The 14,706-nt window shown below is 62.3% G+C and carries 14 protein-coding genes; 7 read left to right on the top strand and 7 right to left on the bottom strand.

Annotated elements, in window-relative coordinates; all coding sequences use genetic code 11:
- Positions 1–5 precede the first annotated feature (5 nt).
- Complete coding sequence (locus NO889_RS07325) at positions 6–608, bottom strand: hypothetical protein (RefSeq protein ID WP_256411636.1); 603 nt, start codon at positions 606–608, stop codon at positions 6–8.
- A gap of 361 nt (positions 609–969) precedes the next feature.
- Between NO889_RS07325 and NO889_RS16535 the strand changes: the two genes are divergently transcribed.
- From NO889_RS16535 to NO889_RS07310, 4 genes are all read left to right on the top strand, one after another.
- Positions 970–1,122: a monooxygenase family protein gene (locus tag NO889_RS16535; RefSeq protein ID WP_379787514.1), complete on the top strand. Its 153-nt coding sequence runs from the start codon at positions 970–972 to the stop codon at positions 1,120–1,122.
- Positions 1,123–1,743: 621 nt separating this feature from the next.
- Positions 1,744–2,598 carry a helix-turn-helix transcriptional regulator gene (locus tag NO889_RS07320; protein WP_256411635.1) on the top strand — a complete coding sequence of 285 codons (855 nt, stop codon included), beginning with the start codon at positions 1,744–1,746 and terminating at the stop codon, positions 2,596–2,598.
- Positions 2,599–2,723: 125 nt separating this feature from the next.
- Positions 2,724–3,161, top strand: a complete 438-nt coding sequence (locus NO889_RS07315) for an ester cyclase (protein ID WP_256411634.1) — start codon at positions 2,724–2,726, stop codon at positions 3,159–3,161.
- A 363-nt stretch (positions 3,162–3,524) separates the two neighbouring features.
- Entirely contained in the window at positions 3,525–3,830 is a 306-nt protein-coding gene (locus NO889_RS07310) for a nickel-binding protein (RefSeq protein ID WP_256411633.1), read from the top strand.
- Between the two features lie 25 nt (positions 3,831–3,855).
- Here the strand turns inward: NO889_RS07310 and NO889_RS07305 are convergent, their stop codons facing one another.
- Positions 3,856–4,674 carry a helix-turn-helix transcriptional regulator gene (locus tag NO889_RS07305; RefSeq protein ID WP_256411632.1) on the bottom strand — a complete coding sequence of 273 codons (819 nt, stop codon included), beginning with the start codon at positions 4,672–4,674 and terminating at the stop codon, positions 3,856–3,858.
- Between the two features lie 326 nt (positions 4,675–5,000).
- On the opposite strand from NO889_RS07305, the gene NO889_RS07300 reads away from it, so the two are divergent.
- Positions 5,001–6,395 carry an FAD-binding oxidoreductase gene (locus NO889_RS07300; protein WP_256411631.1) on the top strand — a complete coding sequence of 465 codons (1,395 nt, stop codon included), beginning with the start codon at positions 5,001–5,003 and terminating at the stop codon, positions 6,393–6,395.
- A 729-nt stretch (positions 6,396–7,124) separates the two neighbouring features.
- Here the strand turns inward: NO889_RS07300 and NO889_RS07295 are convergent.
- The 3 genes from NO889_RS07295 to NO889_RS07285 form a co-directional block, all read right to left on the bottom strand.
- Entirely contained in the window at positions 7,125–7,469 is a 345-nt protein-coding gene (locus NO889_RS07295) for a DUF5615 family PIN-like protein (RefSeq protein WP_256411630.1), read from the bottom strand.
- A gap of 5 nt (positions 7,470–7,474) precedes the next feature.
- Complete coding sequence (locus NO889_RS07290) at positions 7,475–7,768, bottom strand: DUF433 domain-containing protein (protein WP_256411629.1); 294 nt, start codon at positions 7,766–7,768, stop codon at positions 7,475–7,477.
- Between the two features lie 333 nt (positions 7,769–8,101).
- Complete coding sequence (locus tag NO889_RS07285; RefSeq protein ID WP_256411628.1) at positions 8,102–9,772, bottom strand: Na+/H+ antiporter NhaC family protein; 1,671 nt, start codon at positions 9,770–9,772, stop codon at positions 8,102–8,104.
- Between the two features lie 92 nt (positions 9,773–9,864).
- On the opposite strand from NO889_RS07285, the gene asd reads away from it, so the two are divergent.
- A complete protein-coding gene (asd, locus tag NO889_RS07280) occupies positions 9,865–10,908 on the top strand; it encodes an aspartate-semialdehyde dehydrogenase (RefSeq protein ID WP_256411627.1) in 1,044 nt (347 codons plus the stop codon).
- Positions 10,909–11,112: 204 nt separating this feature from the next.
- Here asd and NO889_RS07275 read toward each other — a convergent pair whose 3' ends face one another.
- Positions 11,113–11,883 carry an SDR family NAD(P)-dependent oxidoreductase gene (locus NO889_RS07275; protein ID WP_256411626.1) on the bottom strand — a complete coding sequence of 257 codons (771 nt, stop codon included), beginning with the start codon at positions 11,881–11,883 and terminating at the stop codon, positions 11,113–11,115.
- 79 nt (positions 11,884–11,962) lie between these two features.
- Positions 11,963–13,945 carry a 3-hydroxyacyl-CoA dehydrogenase/enoyl-CoA hydratase family protein gene (locus tag NO889_RS07270; protein WP_256411625.1) on the bottom strand — a complete coding sequence of 661 codons (1,983 nt, stop codon included), beginning with the start codon at positions 13,943–13,945 and terminating at the stop codon, positions 11,963–11,965.
- Positions 13,946–14,092: 147 nt separating this feature from the next.
- On the opposite strand from NO889_RS07270, the gene NO889_RS07265 reads away from it, so the two are divergent.
- Positions 14,093–14,689 carry a DNA-3-methyladenine glycosylase family protein gene (locus NO889_RS07265; protein ID WP_256411624.1) on the top strand — a complete coding sequence of 199 codons (597 nt, stop codon included), beginning with the start codon at positions 14,093–14,095 and terminating at the stop codon, positions 14,687–14,689.
- The last annotated feature ends 17 nt before the right edge of the window (positions 14,690–14,706 follow it).

Below are 14,706 nucleotides of genomic sequence, written 5' to 3'. Positions count from 1 at the left end.
ACATATTAGTCATTCTGTTCACCGGTCCGAAGATGATGCCCTAACACTACCCAAGCAAGTCCGTAGAATACCATTGGTCCGCCCCACGGATCAGCACCTTCTCCCATTACATACGTGGTAAAGGCGATAGTGAGTGGAACGCCAATCGGGAGCGCCAAAATCAAGAGCCATGCGGCAACCCGTGGAGTAACGTCGGCGCGGAGCATCGCAATCCCAAAGCCGATTGCACCGATCATTGTGACGAGAAGCCCAAACAAAAACCCGATGAAGGCAACCCCTGGGCCGTATTCGGCGATCGGGAGCGAAATAGCAGTTACGACAGTGCCGCCGGACATGGTCCAGTAACTCAGCTTTCCAAGCCGACCAAACCAGGTGCGTTCAGACCTATAGTACGCCCACAACCCAACAACGAGGAGAAAAAACCCGGCGACAGCAAACGGTGAGACGATTTCAAATTCTCGTTCGTTCAGTACGGTGAACAGCGCAAGACCCGACACTGCTACGAGCGCTCCGCCGACAAGTTCACCGAGAATGCTTACTTGGTGCCAACGACCATTATTAGCGGTCTCAGATTTTTTGTTCTGGCTCTCTTCGTGTTCGATACTCATATAAGCGAATCGGGCCCGACGCTCTTTTACTCCACACCTTTTGAGTACGATGAGCCTTTTTGATTAAATGGGTAACCGGCCCCCTCAAGCGGAAGACGAGTTCGTGACCTGTGTTCACTTATGGCACACGCTGAAGGCGAGCGTCTAATTACGGATGTTGAGGGAAGATCGTGATTTACATCAACGGAATGCGGCTCAACAAACTTCGTGCGATCCTCAGGTAGATCATAGCCCTCAGGAAGCTCACAAAATGTTCGATCGTCTTGAGGCTGATCCCGACAGCGGATTCCTGGGGTACCAACCTGCATTCATAAGACTCCGCTCGGGTGCGGCCATTCAGTACTAGCGATCGCTTGAGGATCTGAAACGCTTCGCGCACAATACTGACGACCTTCACGTTCCAGCGTGGAAGTGGTACAACGAGAAAGTCGACGCTGGCGGTGGAGTCGGATTTTGGGCGGAACTGTACGTCGTTACGGACGGCAACTACGAGACGTTCTATCGGAATATGTAGCCCATCGAACCTGGTGCCGTCGGGGGACTCTTGCCAGCCGAAGCCCGCAACCGACGATTGGATCTCTCCGAACGGGGCATTCCTCGGACGAATACCGTTGAATCCAATAGTGACGGTGTGGGTGCGTAGTGAATCCCTGTCCCCACTCTTGCCGAATTCACGGCCTCTATTCAGCACCGACATCAGGTGATGAGAAAGAAATAGTACTCCCGGTGGTCCTCATTCCAAGCTCCCATCATCAAGCGTTTCCCGAGAATACGACTGGATAAGGGCTCCTTACGGGATAATCGATCCCTCTAATCGACTGATGTTGATTCGTGTATATTATACCCAGATAATTTTACTAGCATACTCAAAATGTACGCCCGCAACACTACCGACCGAGAATCTATAGTAGGCTCAGTGGAAGTGAAATCGCGCGTCTCGTGCCGTTTAGCCAGGGAATCGAATGGGAGACGGAATGTAGGAAGCTTTAGATATCTTCTTGGCGAAATGTTGAATTCACATCGCAAATTCCAGAATTCGTTGCTCAGGCGCTGATTGCGGACGATACGACTGATCAGCCACTAAGCGTCGCATCAGAGAGCCAATCGCTTTCACGTTGGATTACGTAATCCAGTCATGGGCCGGGATGACATACCACGCCAGGAGACAGAGTCACCAATCGATGACATCGCGTATCTCGCGCGGTCGGGGCACCGAATAGGAGTACTCGCTACGTTGGCCGAGGAGCCCAAGAAACGTCACGAGCTGTGCTCGTCGACCGGCGCATCGTCACCGACCATCGGTCGAATCCTTGGTGATTTCGACGACAGACGATGGATCGTCAGGGACGGCTCGACGTACGAGTTGACACCGCTCGGTGAGTACGTGGTAGAACGCTTCCAGGACCTGCAGCGTGCGATGGAAACGGAACGGGAACTCCGCGACGTGTGGGAGTATATTCCGCGAGAAATGGAGGGGTTCTCAGTCGATCTGTTTGCCGATGCGGTCGTCTCGTATCCAGGCCCGGGATACCCATACGAGCCGGTCGAGCGCGTCAGCCAACTGGTCGAAGGAACCACGAAGCTCCGCGGATTCGGAACCACCATCTTCAAATCAGTCAACAACGAGACCATCTGCCGGTGCGTGATGGATGGGATGGACTACGAGTACATCTACCCGCCGGAAGTCTTGCGTGCGACCATCGAATGGGACCCGGAACGGGTCGCTCAAGCTGCGTCGTGCGACAACTGCACCATACTCCTGCACGATGCCATCCCCGACAAGGAACGGTGTGGCCTGGGTATCTTCGACGACCGCATCGGGATCTGCTGTCACAACCAAGAAACGGGGTTGCTCGAAGCCGTCATCGATACTGACGATCCAAACGCCCGAGAATGGGCCATCTCGGTATTCGACCGTCACCGGGCCGACGCCCGTCAGTTCTCCCCGGCGGAGAACACGGACCTGCTTCCCGACGACGCGACCGCCTGAGGCCCATCTCGGCTGACGCTCTCTTCCGAACAGCGATCCAGCAGCGAACCGGTTTCACCGATCGAAATTCTTTCGTCCGGGATCATGACGTTTCCTGCGAGCGTGTCTTCGAATGCTGACAAACCATGACAGTATACGACAGCACGGTCGAAACGAACCAAGCGATCGTCCGTCGAATTCCGACTGAAATCTTCGACGACGGGGACGTCGGTCTGGTGGACGAATTGTTCGCTGAAGACTTCGTCGGCCACGTTCCACCCGTCCCGGGAGAGCTGCACGGTCCGGAGGGCTTCGAAGGGGTCGTCCGTGCGTTCCGGACGGGGTTTCCGGACCTGAGACATCCCGAAATTCACCTCGTCGGCGACGGTGACACGGTGGTCGCTCGTTTGGTGGGGGTCGGAACGCACGAGGGAGAGTTCCTGGGGATCCAGCCGACGGGCGAACAGATGGAGACGACGGCCATGGAGATGTACCGCCTCGACGACGGGGTGATCACGGAAGCGTGGATCAACGTCGATATGCTGGGGATACTTCAGCAACTCGGGGTCGTTCAGGACCTGTGAATCTCTACGGCGCATTCATATTCGACGACCACGCGTGAATCGGTGGCTAAGACGCCGATAGCGGTGTCGTACAGGTGTACGTGGACACCGACGCACCCGAAACCGGGCCGAATCCACATTCGAATCGTATCGTCGGGAGGCGAGATGCAGTACCTCGCAACGATACCGTCCCGAGTCGCACCACTCGTTCATCCGGCAAGACTGAGTCGTTCCACTTCATTGGAGCGTCCCGTATGGGGGGAAAATTCCACCGATTAACTACAAAATCCGACGCCCCGTACCGTCTGCTATGTCTCATCGAGACATGCCAACGCCGACGAACCGTAACGAATCGACCCGAAGACGCCAGCGGAGGGACGACTGATGAGCGACAAGGAGCTGGAGGATTATCTCATCCTCCGCGAGATCGACCCGCCAGTGACACACGCCGAGCGCGAACGAGCCAGCGAACGGTCGATCGCCGCGGTGGAGACGGTGCGGGACCAGGGCGAGGGTATCGACTGGGTCGAATCACAGATCATGACGAACGAGGAGGACATGGTGACGGCAACTCTCTGTCACTTCAGGGCCGAGTCGGAGGAGACGCTTTACGAGCACGCCGACTGTGCCGGTCTTCCGGTGTCGCGCATCTTCCACCGGGGGGAGCCCGTCGAAGGCCCGGATCGGTAGGGACCCGTTTCGCGTTAGTCAATTTTTACGCGCCGGGCTCGATCGCTTCCCGGAGTGCCTTCGGATTGAAACGCCGCAGTCGCGTCGCATCGGACCAGTAGGATTCGAAGAGCGTCTCTGCCCACGCACGGGCTTCCGGGTCCTCGGTATCGACGAATGCACGAGGGGTTCCCGTATCCGGGTCGCGGACACCGACGCCGATTCGGGCGTCCAGGATAACGAGTCCGAAGGGAAGTTCGTCGTGTAACCGCATCGTGAGAAACTCGCTCGCGCAGAGCTCGACACACTTCTGTGGATAGTTCTCGATGATGTCTTCGGCAACCTCCGGGCGTTCGATGACCTTCGTCTCCAGACCGTCGAGCACCCGACCGTGGACCTCGTCGATGTAGGTCGGGGCGACAGCGTAGGAATCGAACATCCGCAGCGTGTCCGTTTCCGTAACGAGAGAAACGAACCGAGCCAGCGGACCGAACGGATCGCCCTGATCCGCCGTCGTGACGGTCGCGTCCGAGAAGGCGTTGATCGGGCACCGAGGTCGGAGACCGGCGACAGCGTCGAACAACGGGGCGAGTCGCATGACCGTTCGCATGTCCGCCTCGAACGTTGCGACGACGTCTGCGACCGCCGCACCGAGTTCGGTGAGGGTGTACCTCCCCTCCGTTCGTTCGACGAGACCACGCTCGGCGAGTGAGGTGGTGTTTCGATGAGCGGTCGACTTCGAAATCTCCAGGCGCCGTTCGAGATCACGCCGATCCAATGGCTCCTCTCGTAAGACCCCGATCATCGGCGCCCTTCTGACGACCTCGATGAGCAGGTCGCGGGGAGGATGGGTGTCTTTGATCATGGATGTGACTATCGTTACCAACATACAAAGAATTTGACCGCGGCAGTCTCCATGTATCCGTGGTCTCTTACACAGATCAGAGTTATTTCAATACTCGCTGAGTATTTACTGCCTTTGATACTGACGCATCGCAAGGTACCATCCAATTCACCGGCAAACGCTGTGAAATCAGGCCATCGTGAATCGTTCCACGACGCCCTTCTGATAGCCTAGATGACTCGTGGAAGGGTGGTATAGGACGATACCGCCCACCGTCGGGTTCAATTTCACGGCGTGAAAAAATTTCTCAAGGAATCATGACGTCACTTCGTCCCCTGGTTCTACTCATGGGTGACTCAGACCTCTTAGACAAAGCAGCGGTCGAAGCGCTTGGAGAAGGATTCCGCGGGACGGTCCTCCGTCCGGGCCAGTCGGGCTACGAGGATGCCAGGACGATATGGAACGCGATGATCGACCGGGAGCCGGCAGTTATCGCTCGATGTGAGGGAGCCGCTGACGTGATCTCGGCCGTGAACTTCGCCCGGGAACACGACCTGCTCGTCTCGGTAAAGGGGGGTGGCCACAACGTCGCGGGCAACGCCGTCTGTGACGACGGCATCGTGATCGACTGCTCGCCGATGAACTCGGTCCGCGTCGATCCCGACGCGAAGACCGCGCGCGTCGGACCCGGCGCGACCCTGGCCGAGTTCGATCACGAGGCGCAGACATTCGGACTGGCCACGCCCGTCGGTTACAACTCGACGACCGGTATTGCCGGGCTCACTCTGGGTGGTGGATTCGGGTGGCTCTCACGCAAGTACGGTCTGACTGCCGACAACCTCCTGTCGGCCGACGTCGTTACCACCGACGGCGACCTCGTTCACGCTAGTGAGAACGAAAACGAGGACCTCTTCTGGGGCATCCGCGGCGGTGGTGGAAACTTCGGAATCGTAACCTCGTTCGAATTCCAACTCCACGAGGTCGGTCCAGAGGTTCTCTCCGGCTTGCTGGTCTATCCGTTCGAAGACGCGAGCGAAATTCTCCACGCGTATCGGGAGTTCGTGTCCGACGTCGCTGACGACGTGACGGTCTGGGCGGTACTTCGGCACGCACCACCGCTCCCGTTCCTTCCCGAGGAGTGGCATGGGAAGAAGGTACTCATCCTCGCGGCGTTCTACGCGGGAGACATAGACGAAGGCGAAGAAGCTCTGCAACCGCTCCGTGCGATCGGCGAGCCCATCGTGGACGTCATCTCACCACACACGTACGTCGGCTGGCAGCAGGCCTTCGATGGATTGCTTGAGCCCGGTGCCCGCAACTACTGGAAGTCCCACAATTTCGAGACGATCACCGACGGCATGATCGAGAAATTCGTCGAGTACATGGAGCGAATGCCGACGAATCACAGCGAAATCGCCATCGCCCAGTTGGGTGGAGTTATAAACGAGGTGCCGACCGACGGGACGGCCTATCCGCATCGGGACGCCGAGTTCCTGATGAATCTCCACACACGGTGGGAGGATCCCGAACTCGACGAGGAGTGTATCGCGTGGGCTCGCAATCTCTACGACGAGATGACTCAGTACGCAACAGGTGGTACCTATGTAAACTTCATCACAGAGGAAACGGGCGAGGAGCAACTCGCGTACCGCGGAAACCACGACGAATTGGTTCAGCTCAAAAGCGAGTGGGACCCGGAGAACCTGTTTCGGATGAACCAGAACATCGAACCGACTGTTTGAGAATTATCTTCTCAATCGTTCGGATCGCACATTGTCGTGACCGGAGCTGACAGTTATCTAGCGGGATAGGGCGCTAAAACCTCGCGCTTCAGCGCGGGGATACAGCGCCCGCATGTGGTTTTAAGGGATTCTACGACGTGTTGAATGCTAACCGAGGCGGTCTACTCGCCCTATCCCAATGAGACAGTATCGGGATTCGCCCTTTCGTCGTGGAAGGCACCCTTCCATCAGACGAACAGGGTGTAAGAAGCCCAAGATACCCCCGAATCCCCGCCTCACCGCCGAGGATAGGGGTAACGGTAGCGTGGCACTGCCAGCATTCCCTCGGGAATGTTAAACCGTAAATCTCCCAAACTAGCAAGCTTTCGCTTGTGGGAAGCTCCGCCGTTTACGGCGGAGAGGATGTCACCTGCAGGTCACTCAGAGGTGTCTAAACACGGCCTGTGATACTTAACCATCTGGTCGAATATACAGTGTTCCCGGCAGACATCATTCCACGCTCGTCATCATCGGCTATTTTCGGAAAATACAACGAGAAAAAGCTCGTAGTGGGATGATCTGTCCCAACAGTAAATTTCAGTAGAAGTAATTAATATTATTCACAAATAATTCTAATAGTATGCAGAAAATGTACGCCCGAAACACTACCGGACGAATATCTACTAGTAGGCTCGGTGAAAGTGTAGTACCTGTTTTGAAGGCCTCAAACCCGTGAAACAGATAACCTGCTCAAACCCATGGATCGAGTTCTTCTCGTCCACCGAACGCATCTCGGGTCGGATACGTATCGACCATCGTAATAAGACCAGCCGCAACCTGATACGCCGGTATCGTATCGTCGTAGAGGAGAACGATGCCTGCGTGGGCATCTGGCGGTAGTCCACCGAAGTCTTTCACGTCACTCGTTACGGTGATCAGTTGGTGTTCCCGCGCGTACGGTAGGACATCCGCCTCGTCATCGGCTCCCTGCCAGAGCGCATCGCGGACGTGCTCGGCGTGGATTCCTTCTTTCTCCAGATACGTCGCCGTCTTTGGATCGATGTTCTCGTCGAGAAGGAAACGCCATCCATCCATCCATTTCAGGAAGCGTCGGGATCGACACCTTCGGGGCGATCGATCGAGTCGTGGAAGTCCACTATCGCGTCTTCGCGCTCTCGTTCGGCCGCACGCATCTCCCGTGGGTGGTCGTGATAGTATGCCAGCGCGTGGTACACGTCAGCCATGTCGAGATCGTACCGGTCGGCAACAGCTTCGGGATCTTCACCGCGTTCTTCGACGAGGGCGTACACCTGGCGGACGCTGATTCGACGCCCCCGGATATGGGGCTCGCTCATCAGCCCGTGTACGATCCGCCGGGACTCTCCCCTGGCCATGCCCAAATGTTGCGGCTACTCCCGCAAAAACATACTGTTGACTGGGTTGAGAGAGTACTTATCACCCGTGAAATGTACGCCCGCGACACTAACGACCGGTCTCATCTCCGGCAGCGTGCCGCGTCGACCGGGAAACCCTCGTGGCGGGCGGTCGCCTGCGCGGCGACGGGCGGGTCGCTTCCGCGACCGGATGTCACGTGCCTGGGTTCTCCGCGCGGTCATCGCTCCCAGCCGGGAGTACTCGGGCGGGGACTGAGGGCACGCGTTCCGTCGTACGCGACCCGGTGATTTAAACGACCGGTCGTCGGAACGCGGTCGGGAACGGAGCGGCGGTCACTCGGTCGTTCCGTCGACGCTCTCAGTTGGGTCCTCCGCCCGCGGTTCGTCGACCGACACCGGCTCGATCCCCCTCCGTTTCGCGTCGAACTCCGAGAGGAGGTAGACGAGCCCGACGATCATCGCCGCGCCGAGCAGTAACAGCGCGAACGGCGTCACGCGGGTGACCCCCCACACGAGCAACAGTACCGCGACTACGACGCCGACCGTCCCGGCGTAGTACAGCTGCGTGCGGACGTGATCGATGAGGTCGGACCCGGTGAACGTCGCGGAGAGAACGGTGGTGTCGGAGATCGGCGAGCTGTGGTCCCCGAAGATCGCCCCCGAGAAGATGACGCCGACCATTACGGCGACGAGCGTGTGACCCGCCGCACCGCCGCCGGTGACCTGCCAGGCGACCGGGATCGCGATCGGCGTCAGGATCCCCATCGTTCCCCAAGAGGTGCCCGTTGAGAACGCGATGACGCCCGCGACCAGAAACACGAGCACCGGGAGCAGCGACGGCGACACGGTTCCGACGGTGAGCTCCGCGACGTACTCGCCGGTCCCGAGTGCGGAGATCACCTCACCGATCCCCCACGCGAGCACGAGGATGGAGACCGCGGTGATCATGATCCCGAAGCCGTCGATGGCGTACTCGGTGGCGTCGCCGACGCCGAAGACGTCGTACGCCTTCCCGAGGAGGAAGCCGGTCGCGACCATCGCGAACGAGCCGATCGTCAGCGCCACCTCGTAGGCGGCACCGAGCGCGGCGTCCCACAGCGCCCCGCCGGCGGCCGTCGCGTCCCCGGCGAGGAGGTCGGAACCGAACGCGGTGGCGGAGAACCCGCCGGTCGCCAGCGCGGTGGCGAGCGTGACGACGACGAGGACGCCGACCGGCGCGAAGAAGTTGACGAGCCGCGGGGTCGACGCCGGCGGCTCGCCGAGCTCGGTCGCGACGTCCTGCATCGGGACCGCTCCCCGACGTGTGACCTCGCCGGCCGTCCACGACCGGTGTTCGGCCGTCAGCATCTCGCCGTAGTCGCGTCCCGTTCCCACGATCACGACGACCATCACGATCGCGAGGATCGCGTACATGTTGAACGGGATCGCGGAGAGGAACACCTCGAAGGTGCTCGGGCGGTCTCCGGCGGCGACGCCCGCGGTCTCGTACCCCTCCGTGATGAGCGAGAGCTGGAACGCGACCCACGAGGAGATACCGAGCGTCGCGACCGGCGCGGCCGTGGAGTCGACGATGTACGCCAGCTTCTCGCGGGAGATCCGAAGCCCGTCGGAGACGTCTTTCATCGCCGAGCCGACGATCGCGGTGTTTGCGTAGTCGTCGAAGAACATCAGGATCCCGAGCGCCCACGCGGCCAGCCCGGCCTTCCGTTGGGTGTCGAGCCGTTCCGTCGCCCAGTCGCGGACCGCGTACGTCCCCCCGAGGTTCCACACCATGGCGACCCCGGAGCCGAGCAGCAGCGTGAACACGAGGATCGTCGCCTGGAACTCGTCGGAGAGCGCGGCGACGATCCACTCGAACGTCCGGACGATCCCGATCCCGCCGGTGTAGATCACGGCCCCCGACCAGATGCCGAGGAACAGCGACAACACCGCCTTCCGGGTCAGTATCGCCAGCACGATGGCGAGCAGCGGCGGGACGACTGAGAGCGCGCCGAATTCGGACATTCCCGGCAACTGCGACTCCTAAATATATAATTAGGCGCCCCGATCGCCGCGTATCCGAACGCACTTACGTGACTGCCTCTCACAGTCACGCAATGTCTGTACGAGTCGGTATCCTCGGTGCGACCGGTGCGGTCGGTCAGCGATTCATCCAACTGCTCGATGACCACCCGATCTTCGAACTGGCGGCCGTGACGGCGAGCCCGGAGAGTGCGGGCCTGAGCTACCGCGAGGCCGCCAAGTGGCGCGTGGACACCGCGATCCCAGACGACGTCGCCGAGATGGAGGTCGTCGCGACCGAGCCGGCGGCGATCGCCGACGCCGACGTCGACCTGCTCTTCTCGTCGCTCCCCTCCTCCGTCGCCACCGAGGTCGAGCCGCCGTTCCTCGAGGCGGGATACGTCGTCTCCTCGAACTCCTCGAACGACCGGATGGCGGGGGACGTCCCGCTGACCATCCCCGAGATCAACCCGGACCACCTCGGGCTGATCGACGTCCAGCGCGACGAGCGGGGCTGGGACGGTGCGCTGGTGAAGAACCCGAACTGCTCGACGATCACGATGGTTCCCACGCTGGCGGCGCTCGACGAGTTCGGACTCGAGGCGGTCCACGTCTCCACGCTTCAGGCGGTCTCCGGGGCGGGCTACTCCGGCGTCACGTCGATGGAGATCCTCGACAACGCGATCCCGCATATCGGCGGCGAGGAGGACAAGATGGAGACGGAGTCGCGCAAGCTGCTGGGCTCGTTCGACGGCGCGGAACTGTCGCTTCACGACGCCGACGTGGTCGCCTCCTGTAACCGGATCCCCACGCTCGACGGCCACCTCGAGAACGTGTTCGCGGACCTGGCCGACGACCCCGAGCCGGCGGCGGTCCGAGACGCCATGCGCGCGTTCGAGAGCGCCGATCTCTCGAGCTCGCCCGACCAGCTCATCAAGGTGTTCGGTCCCGACGAGCCGGACCGCCCGCAGCCCCGGCTCGACCGGATGTACGCCGACGGGATGGGCATCGTCGCCGGGGGCGTCGAGTCGACGACGAAGGGGGTCCAGTACAACTGCCTCGCACACAACACGATCCGCGGCGCGGCCGGCGCGTCGATCCTGAACGGCGAGCTGCTCGTCGAGGAAGGGTACGTCTGATCCGACGAACGGGATCCGACGACGCCACGGCGGCCGAGCGGCCGTGCGGTCAGTACGGGTGAAGAACCCGGTCAGTACGGGTGAAGAGACGAGTGATCGTCCGAGCGGTGGCGCGCGTCTCCGAGCGCCCGAACGGGCGCGAGGAGCGCGTGCGAGGGAGTCGCTGGCGCGGAACCGCGCCAGCGACGATCCCGTTCTACTCGCTCAGTCGGCCGCCTGCCCGCCGTCGACCGGGATCGTGACGCCGGTGATGAAGGAGGCGTCCGCCGAACAGAGGAACGCGACGACGCCCGCCATCTCCTCGGGATCCGCGCTCCGACCCATGGGAACCTCGCTCATCGTCGACGTGTCGAAGGGCAGGGTGGACGGGTCGACGCCGCCCCGCATGTTCTCGGCGATGTTCGTGTCCGTCGGGCCCGGCGCGATGGCGTTGACCCGGACGCCCCGGCCTGCGTACTCCAGTGCGACCGTCTTCGTCAGCCCGACGAGGCCGTGTTTGCTCGCCGAGTAGCTTGCGAGTCCGCCCATCCCGACGAGGCCGGCCTCCGAGGCCACGTTGACGATGACGCCGCTCCCCTCCTCTTCCATGACGTCGAGTTCGGCCCTCATACACGCCCAGGCGCCCTTGAGGTTGACGTCCATCAGCGTGTCCCACTGCTCCTCCGTGATGTCGGTGACCTCGGCGAATCCGGTGAGGATGCCCGCGTTGTTGACCGCGAGATCGAGCCCCCCGTACGTCTCGACGGCGACGTCGACCATGCGCTCGACCGCCTCGGTATCGGAGACGTCGACCTCGACGAACGTCGCGTTCCCGCCGTCGGCCGCTATCGACTCGACGGTCTCTCTCCCGCGCTCCTCGATCACGTCCGCAACGACGACGTCGGCACCCTCCTCGGCGAGGCGGCGGGCCGTCGCCCGTCCGATCCCGGATCCCGCTCCCGTGACGACCGCCGTCTTCCCGTCTACTCCGTTCATGTTCCCGTGAGCGTTTGATGTCAACCGAAATATAGCTTCTCCCCTCGACGATCGATCGGTCCGAGCGGCGGACGCGCTCCTACTTCCCCTCGAACTCCGGCTCCTCGTCGCTCATGAACGCCGTGACCCCCTCCATGAGGTCGTCGGTGTTCATGACGTGGCCGAAGCCCATCGCCTCCACCTCCAGTCCGGCGTCCGCGTCGGCGCGTCCGGCGTGGATCGCCCGCTTCGTGTACTTCTGGGCGATCGGCGGGCCGCCGGCGAGCCGCTCGGCGAGCTCCCAGGCACGATCGTCGAGCTCGTCGTTTCCGACGACCTCGTTGACGAAGTCGTACTCGGCCATGGTCTCTGCGTCGTAGCGGTCGGCGGTGAGGATGATCTCCTTCGCGCGTCCCTCGCCGACGATCCGGGCGAGCCGCTGGGTTCCGCCCCAGCCGGGGAGCAGTCCGAGGTTCAGCTCCGGCTGGCCGAGCTCCGAGCGCTCGGAGGCGACCCGCAGGTCCGCCGCGGTCGCGAGCTCCATCCCGCCGCCGAGACAGTAACCGTCGATCCCGGCGATCACGGGCTTGTCCGACTCCTCCAGCTTTCCGAAGGTTCGCTGTCCCTTTCGGGAGAGCTCGACCGCGTCGATCGGGTCGGCCCCCCCGGCGGCCATGCTCTGGACGTCCGCGCCGGCCGAGAAGGCTCGGTCGCCCGCACCGGTCACGAGGATCGCTCGCACCTCGTCGTCGGCGTCGAGCCGGTCGATCGCCGACCCGAACTCATCGAGCAGCTCGTCGCTTATGGTGTTCATCCGGTGGGGACGGTCGATCTCGACGTGGCCGACCCGCCCGTCGACGGTGACCGAGAGCGTGTCGTAGTCGGCGGCGTCGCCCGCGTTTTCCCCGTCCTCGGCTCCGTTTCCGTGGAAGCCGCCCGCCTCGGCCGCCTCCCGGAGGTACTCGGTCGCCTCGTAGCGTGCCTCGCCGGTCTCCTCGTGGAGGGCGTCGAGGACGTCACGGAGGGCGGAGAGCCCCTCGTCGTCGGCGAGCTTCGCTGGCCCGTCCGGGAAGCCGGCTCCGAGCTGCATGGCCCGATCGATGTCGGCGGCGTCGGCCACGTCGTCGCCGACCAGGCCGGCGACCTCGTTGGCCATCACGGCGAGCAGCCGTCGCCGAACGTCCTCGTCGCCCTCGCCGGTCGGGACCTCCACACCCCCGTCCTCGTAGTCGTAGAATCCCGACCCGGTCTTCTTCCCGAGGTCCTCGTTCTCGACCTTCTCGACGAGCAGCGGGCAGGGGCGGTACGCCTCGCCCAGCACCTCGTGCATGTACTCGAGCACGTGATACCCCACGTCGATCCCGACCTGATCCGCGAGCTCGAACGCGCCCATCGGGAGCCCCATGTCGTACTTCGTCGTGGAGTCGACGGTCTCGACCGTCGCGTCGCCGGACTCGACGATCCACGCCGCCTCGTTCATGAGCGGGACGAGGACGCGATTGACGACGAATCCCGGACTGTCCTTGCGGACGCGCACGGGCGTCTTCCCCATCTCCTCGGCGAGGCCCTCTATCAGCTCGAGGGTCTCCCCGTCGGTGTGGGCCCCGGAGATGACCTCGACGAGGTCCATCCGCACGGGCGGGTTGAAGAAGTGCATCCCGCAGAACCGCTCGGGTCGGTCCGTGACCTCCGAGAGCTCGGTGATCGAGAGGCTGGAGGTGTTCGTGACGAGGACGGCCTGCTCGGGGGCGTGTTCGACCACCTCGTCGTACACGTCCTTCTTTATTCCCATCTTCTCCGGGACGACCTCGATCACGACGTCGGCGTCCGAAATCGAGTCCGCGAGGTCGACGAACGTCTCCACGCGGTCGAGCGCCGCCTCGGCCTCCTCGTCGCTGAGTCGATCCTTCTCTGCGAGCTTGCCGAGCGACCACTCGATCTGGTCGTAGCCGTCCCGAACCAGCTCCTCTTCGATGTCGCGGAGCGCGACCTCGTAGCCGGCGAGCGCGGCGACCTCGGCGATGCCGTGTCCCATGTTTCCGGCCCCGAGTACCGCGATCCGCTGAACGTCTTCGAGTCGCATACGGGAGGGTCGCAAGCGCTCCGGTTCAACGTTTCCATTTCCCAAACGAGAAACTAAATGTTAGTTTATTTGTGCGTCGACGATCGGTTCGTCGACTCCACTCGCGACCGGAAACGTACACGTGTCTCCGCGCCCAACGTCGGGTCGATGGACGATCGAATCGCGGCGACCCTACGCGAGGACCCGACGATGGCCGCGCTCGTCGACCGCCACGGCCGGCTCGCCGTCGAGCCCGCGGACGACGAGTTCGCGCGCCTCTGTACCTCGATCGTGAACCAGCAGCTCTCGACCGCCTCCGCGGCGGCGATCCGCGAGCGGTTCCTCGGCGTCCTGGGCGGCGACCCGACCCCTGGCCGCGTGCTGGCCGCCGACGAGGACGACCTCCGGGAGGCCGGCCTCAGCCGCACGAAAGTCGAGTACCTGCGGTCGGCCGCGGCGGCGTTCCGCGACGGCGAACGCGACCTCACTCGGGAGGGATTCGCCGCCGCCGACGACGACGCGGTCGTCGAGGCGCTCACCGAGATCCGCGGCGTCGGCGAGTGGACCGCCCGGATGTACCTCATCTTCGCGCTCGGTCGCGAGGACGTGCTGCCGCTCGGCGATCTCGCGGTGCGGAAGGGGTTAGAGCGGGTGTACAACGACGGTGAGGACCTCTCGCGGGCGGAGATGCGCGAGATCGCCGAGGCGTGGCGACCCTACCGGAGCTACGGGACGCGGTACGTCTGGGCCGAGTACGAGTCGTAGTCTCGAGAGTCGCATCG

This window comes from Halorubrum rubrum (assembly GCF_024494685.1).
GTDB lineage: Archaea > Halobacteriota > Halobacteria > Halobacteriales > Haloferacaceae > Halorubrum > Halorubrum rubrum.
Note: the sequence above shows the minus strand (reverse complement) of the source record. Positions and strands in the feature narration are given on the sequence as shown.

Excerpts from the sequence above, each read along its gene's own strand:
- NO889_RS07325 (WP_256411636.1), bottom strand. The coding sequence starts at position 608 with ATGAGTATCGAACACGAAGAGAGCCAGAACAAAAAATCTGAGACCGCT.
- NO889_RS07320 (WP_256411635.1), top strand. The coding sequence starts at position 1,744 with ATGGGCCGGGATGACATACCACGCCAGGAGACAGAGTCACCAATCGAT.
- NO889_RS07315 (WP_256411634.1), top strand. The coding sequence starts at position 2,724 with ATGACAGTATACGACAGCACGGTCGAAACGAACCAAGCGATCGTCCGT.
- NO889_RS07310 (WP_256411633.1), top strand. The coding sequence starts at position 3,525 with ATGAGCGACAAGGAGCTGGAGGATTATCTCATCCTCCGCGAGATCGAC.
- NO889_RS07305 (WP_256411632.1), bottom strand. The coding sequence starts at position 4,674 with ATGATCAAAGACACCCATCCTCCCCGCGACCTGCTCATCGAGGTCGTC.
- NO889_RS07300 (WP_256411631.1), top strand. The coding sequence starts at position 5,001 with ATGGGTGACTCAGACCTCTTAGACAAAGCAGCGGTCGAAGCGCTTGGA.
- NO889_RS07295 (WP_256411630.1), bottom strand. The coding sequence starts at position 7,469 with ATGGATGGATGGCGTTTCCTTCTCGACGAGAACATCGATCCAAAGACG.
- NO889_RS07290 (WP_256411629.1), bottom strand. The coding sequence starts at position 7,768 with ATGGCCAGGGGAGAGTCCCGGCGGATCGTACACGGGCTGATGAGCGAG.
- NO889_RS07285 (WP_256411628.1), bottom strand. The coding sequence starts at position 9,772 with ATGTCCGAATTCGGCGCGCTCTCAGTCGTCCCGCCGCTGCTCGCCATC.
- asd (WP_256411627.1), top strand. The coding sequence starts at position 9,865 with ATGTCTGTACGAGTCGGTATCCTCGGTGCGACCGGTGCGGTCGGTCAG.
- NO889_RS07275 (WP_256411626.1), bottom strand. The coding sequence starts at position 11,883 with ATGAACGGAGTAGACGGGAAGACGGCGGTCGTCACGGGAGCGGGATCC.
- NO889_RS07270 (WP_256411625.1), bottom strand. The coding sequence starts at position 13,945 with ATGCGACTCGAAGACGTTCAGCGGATCGCGGTACTCGGGGCCGGAAAC.
- NO889_RS07265 (WP_256411624.1), top strand. The coding sequence starts at position 14,093 with ATGGACGATCGAATCGCGGCGACCCTACGCGAGGACCCGACGATGGCC.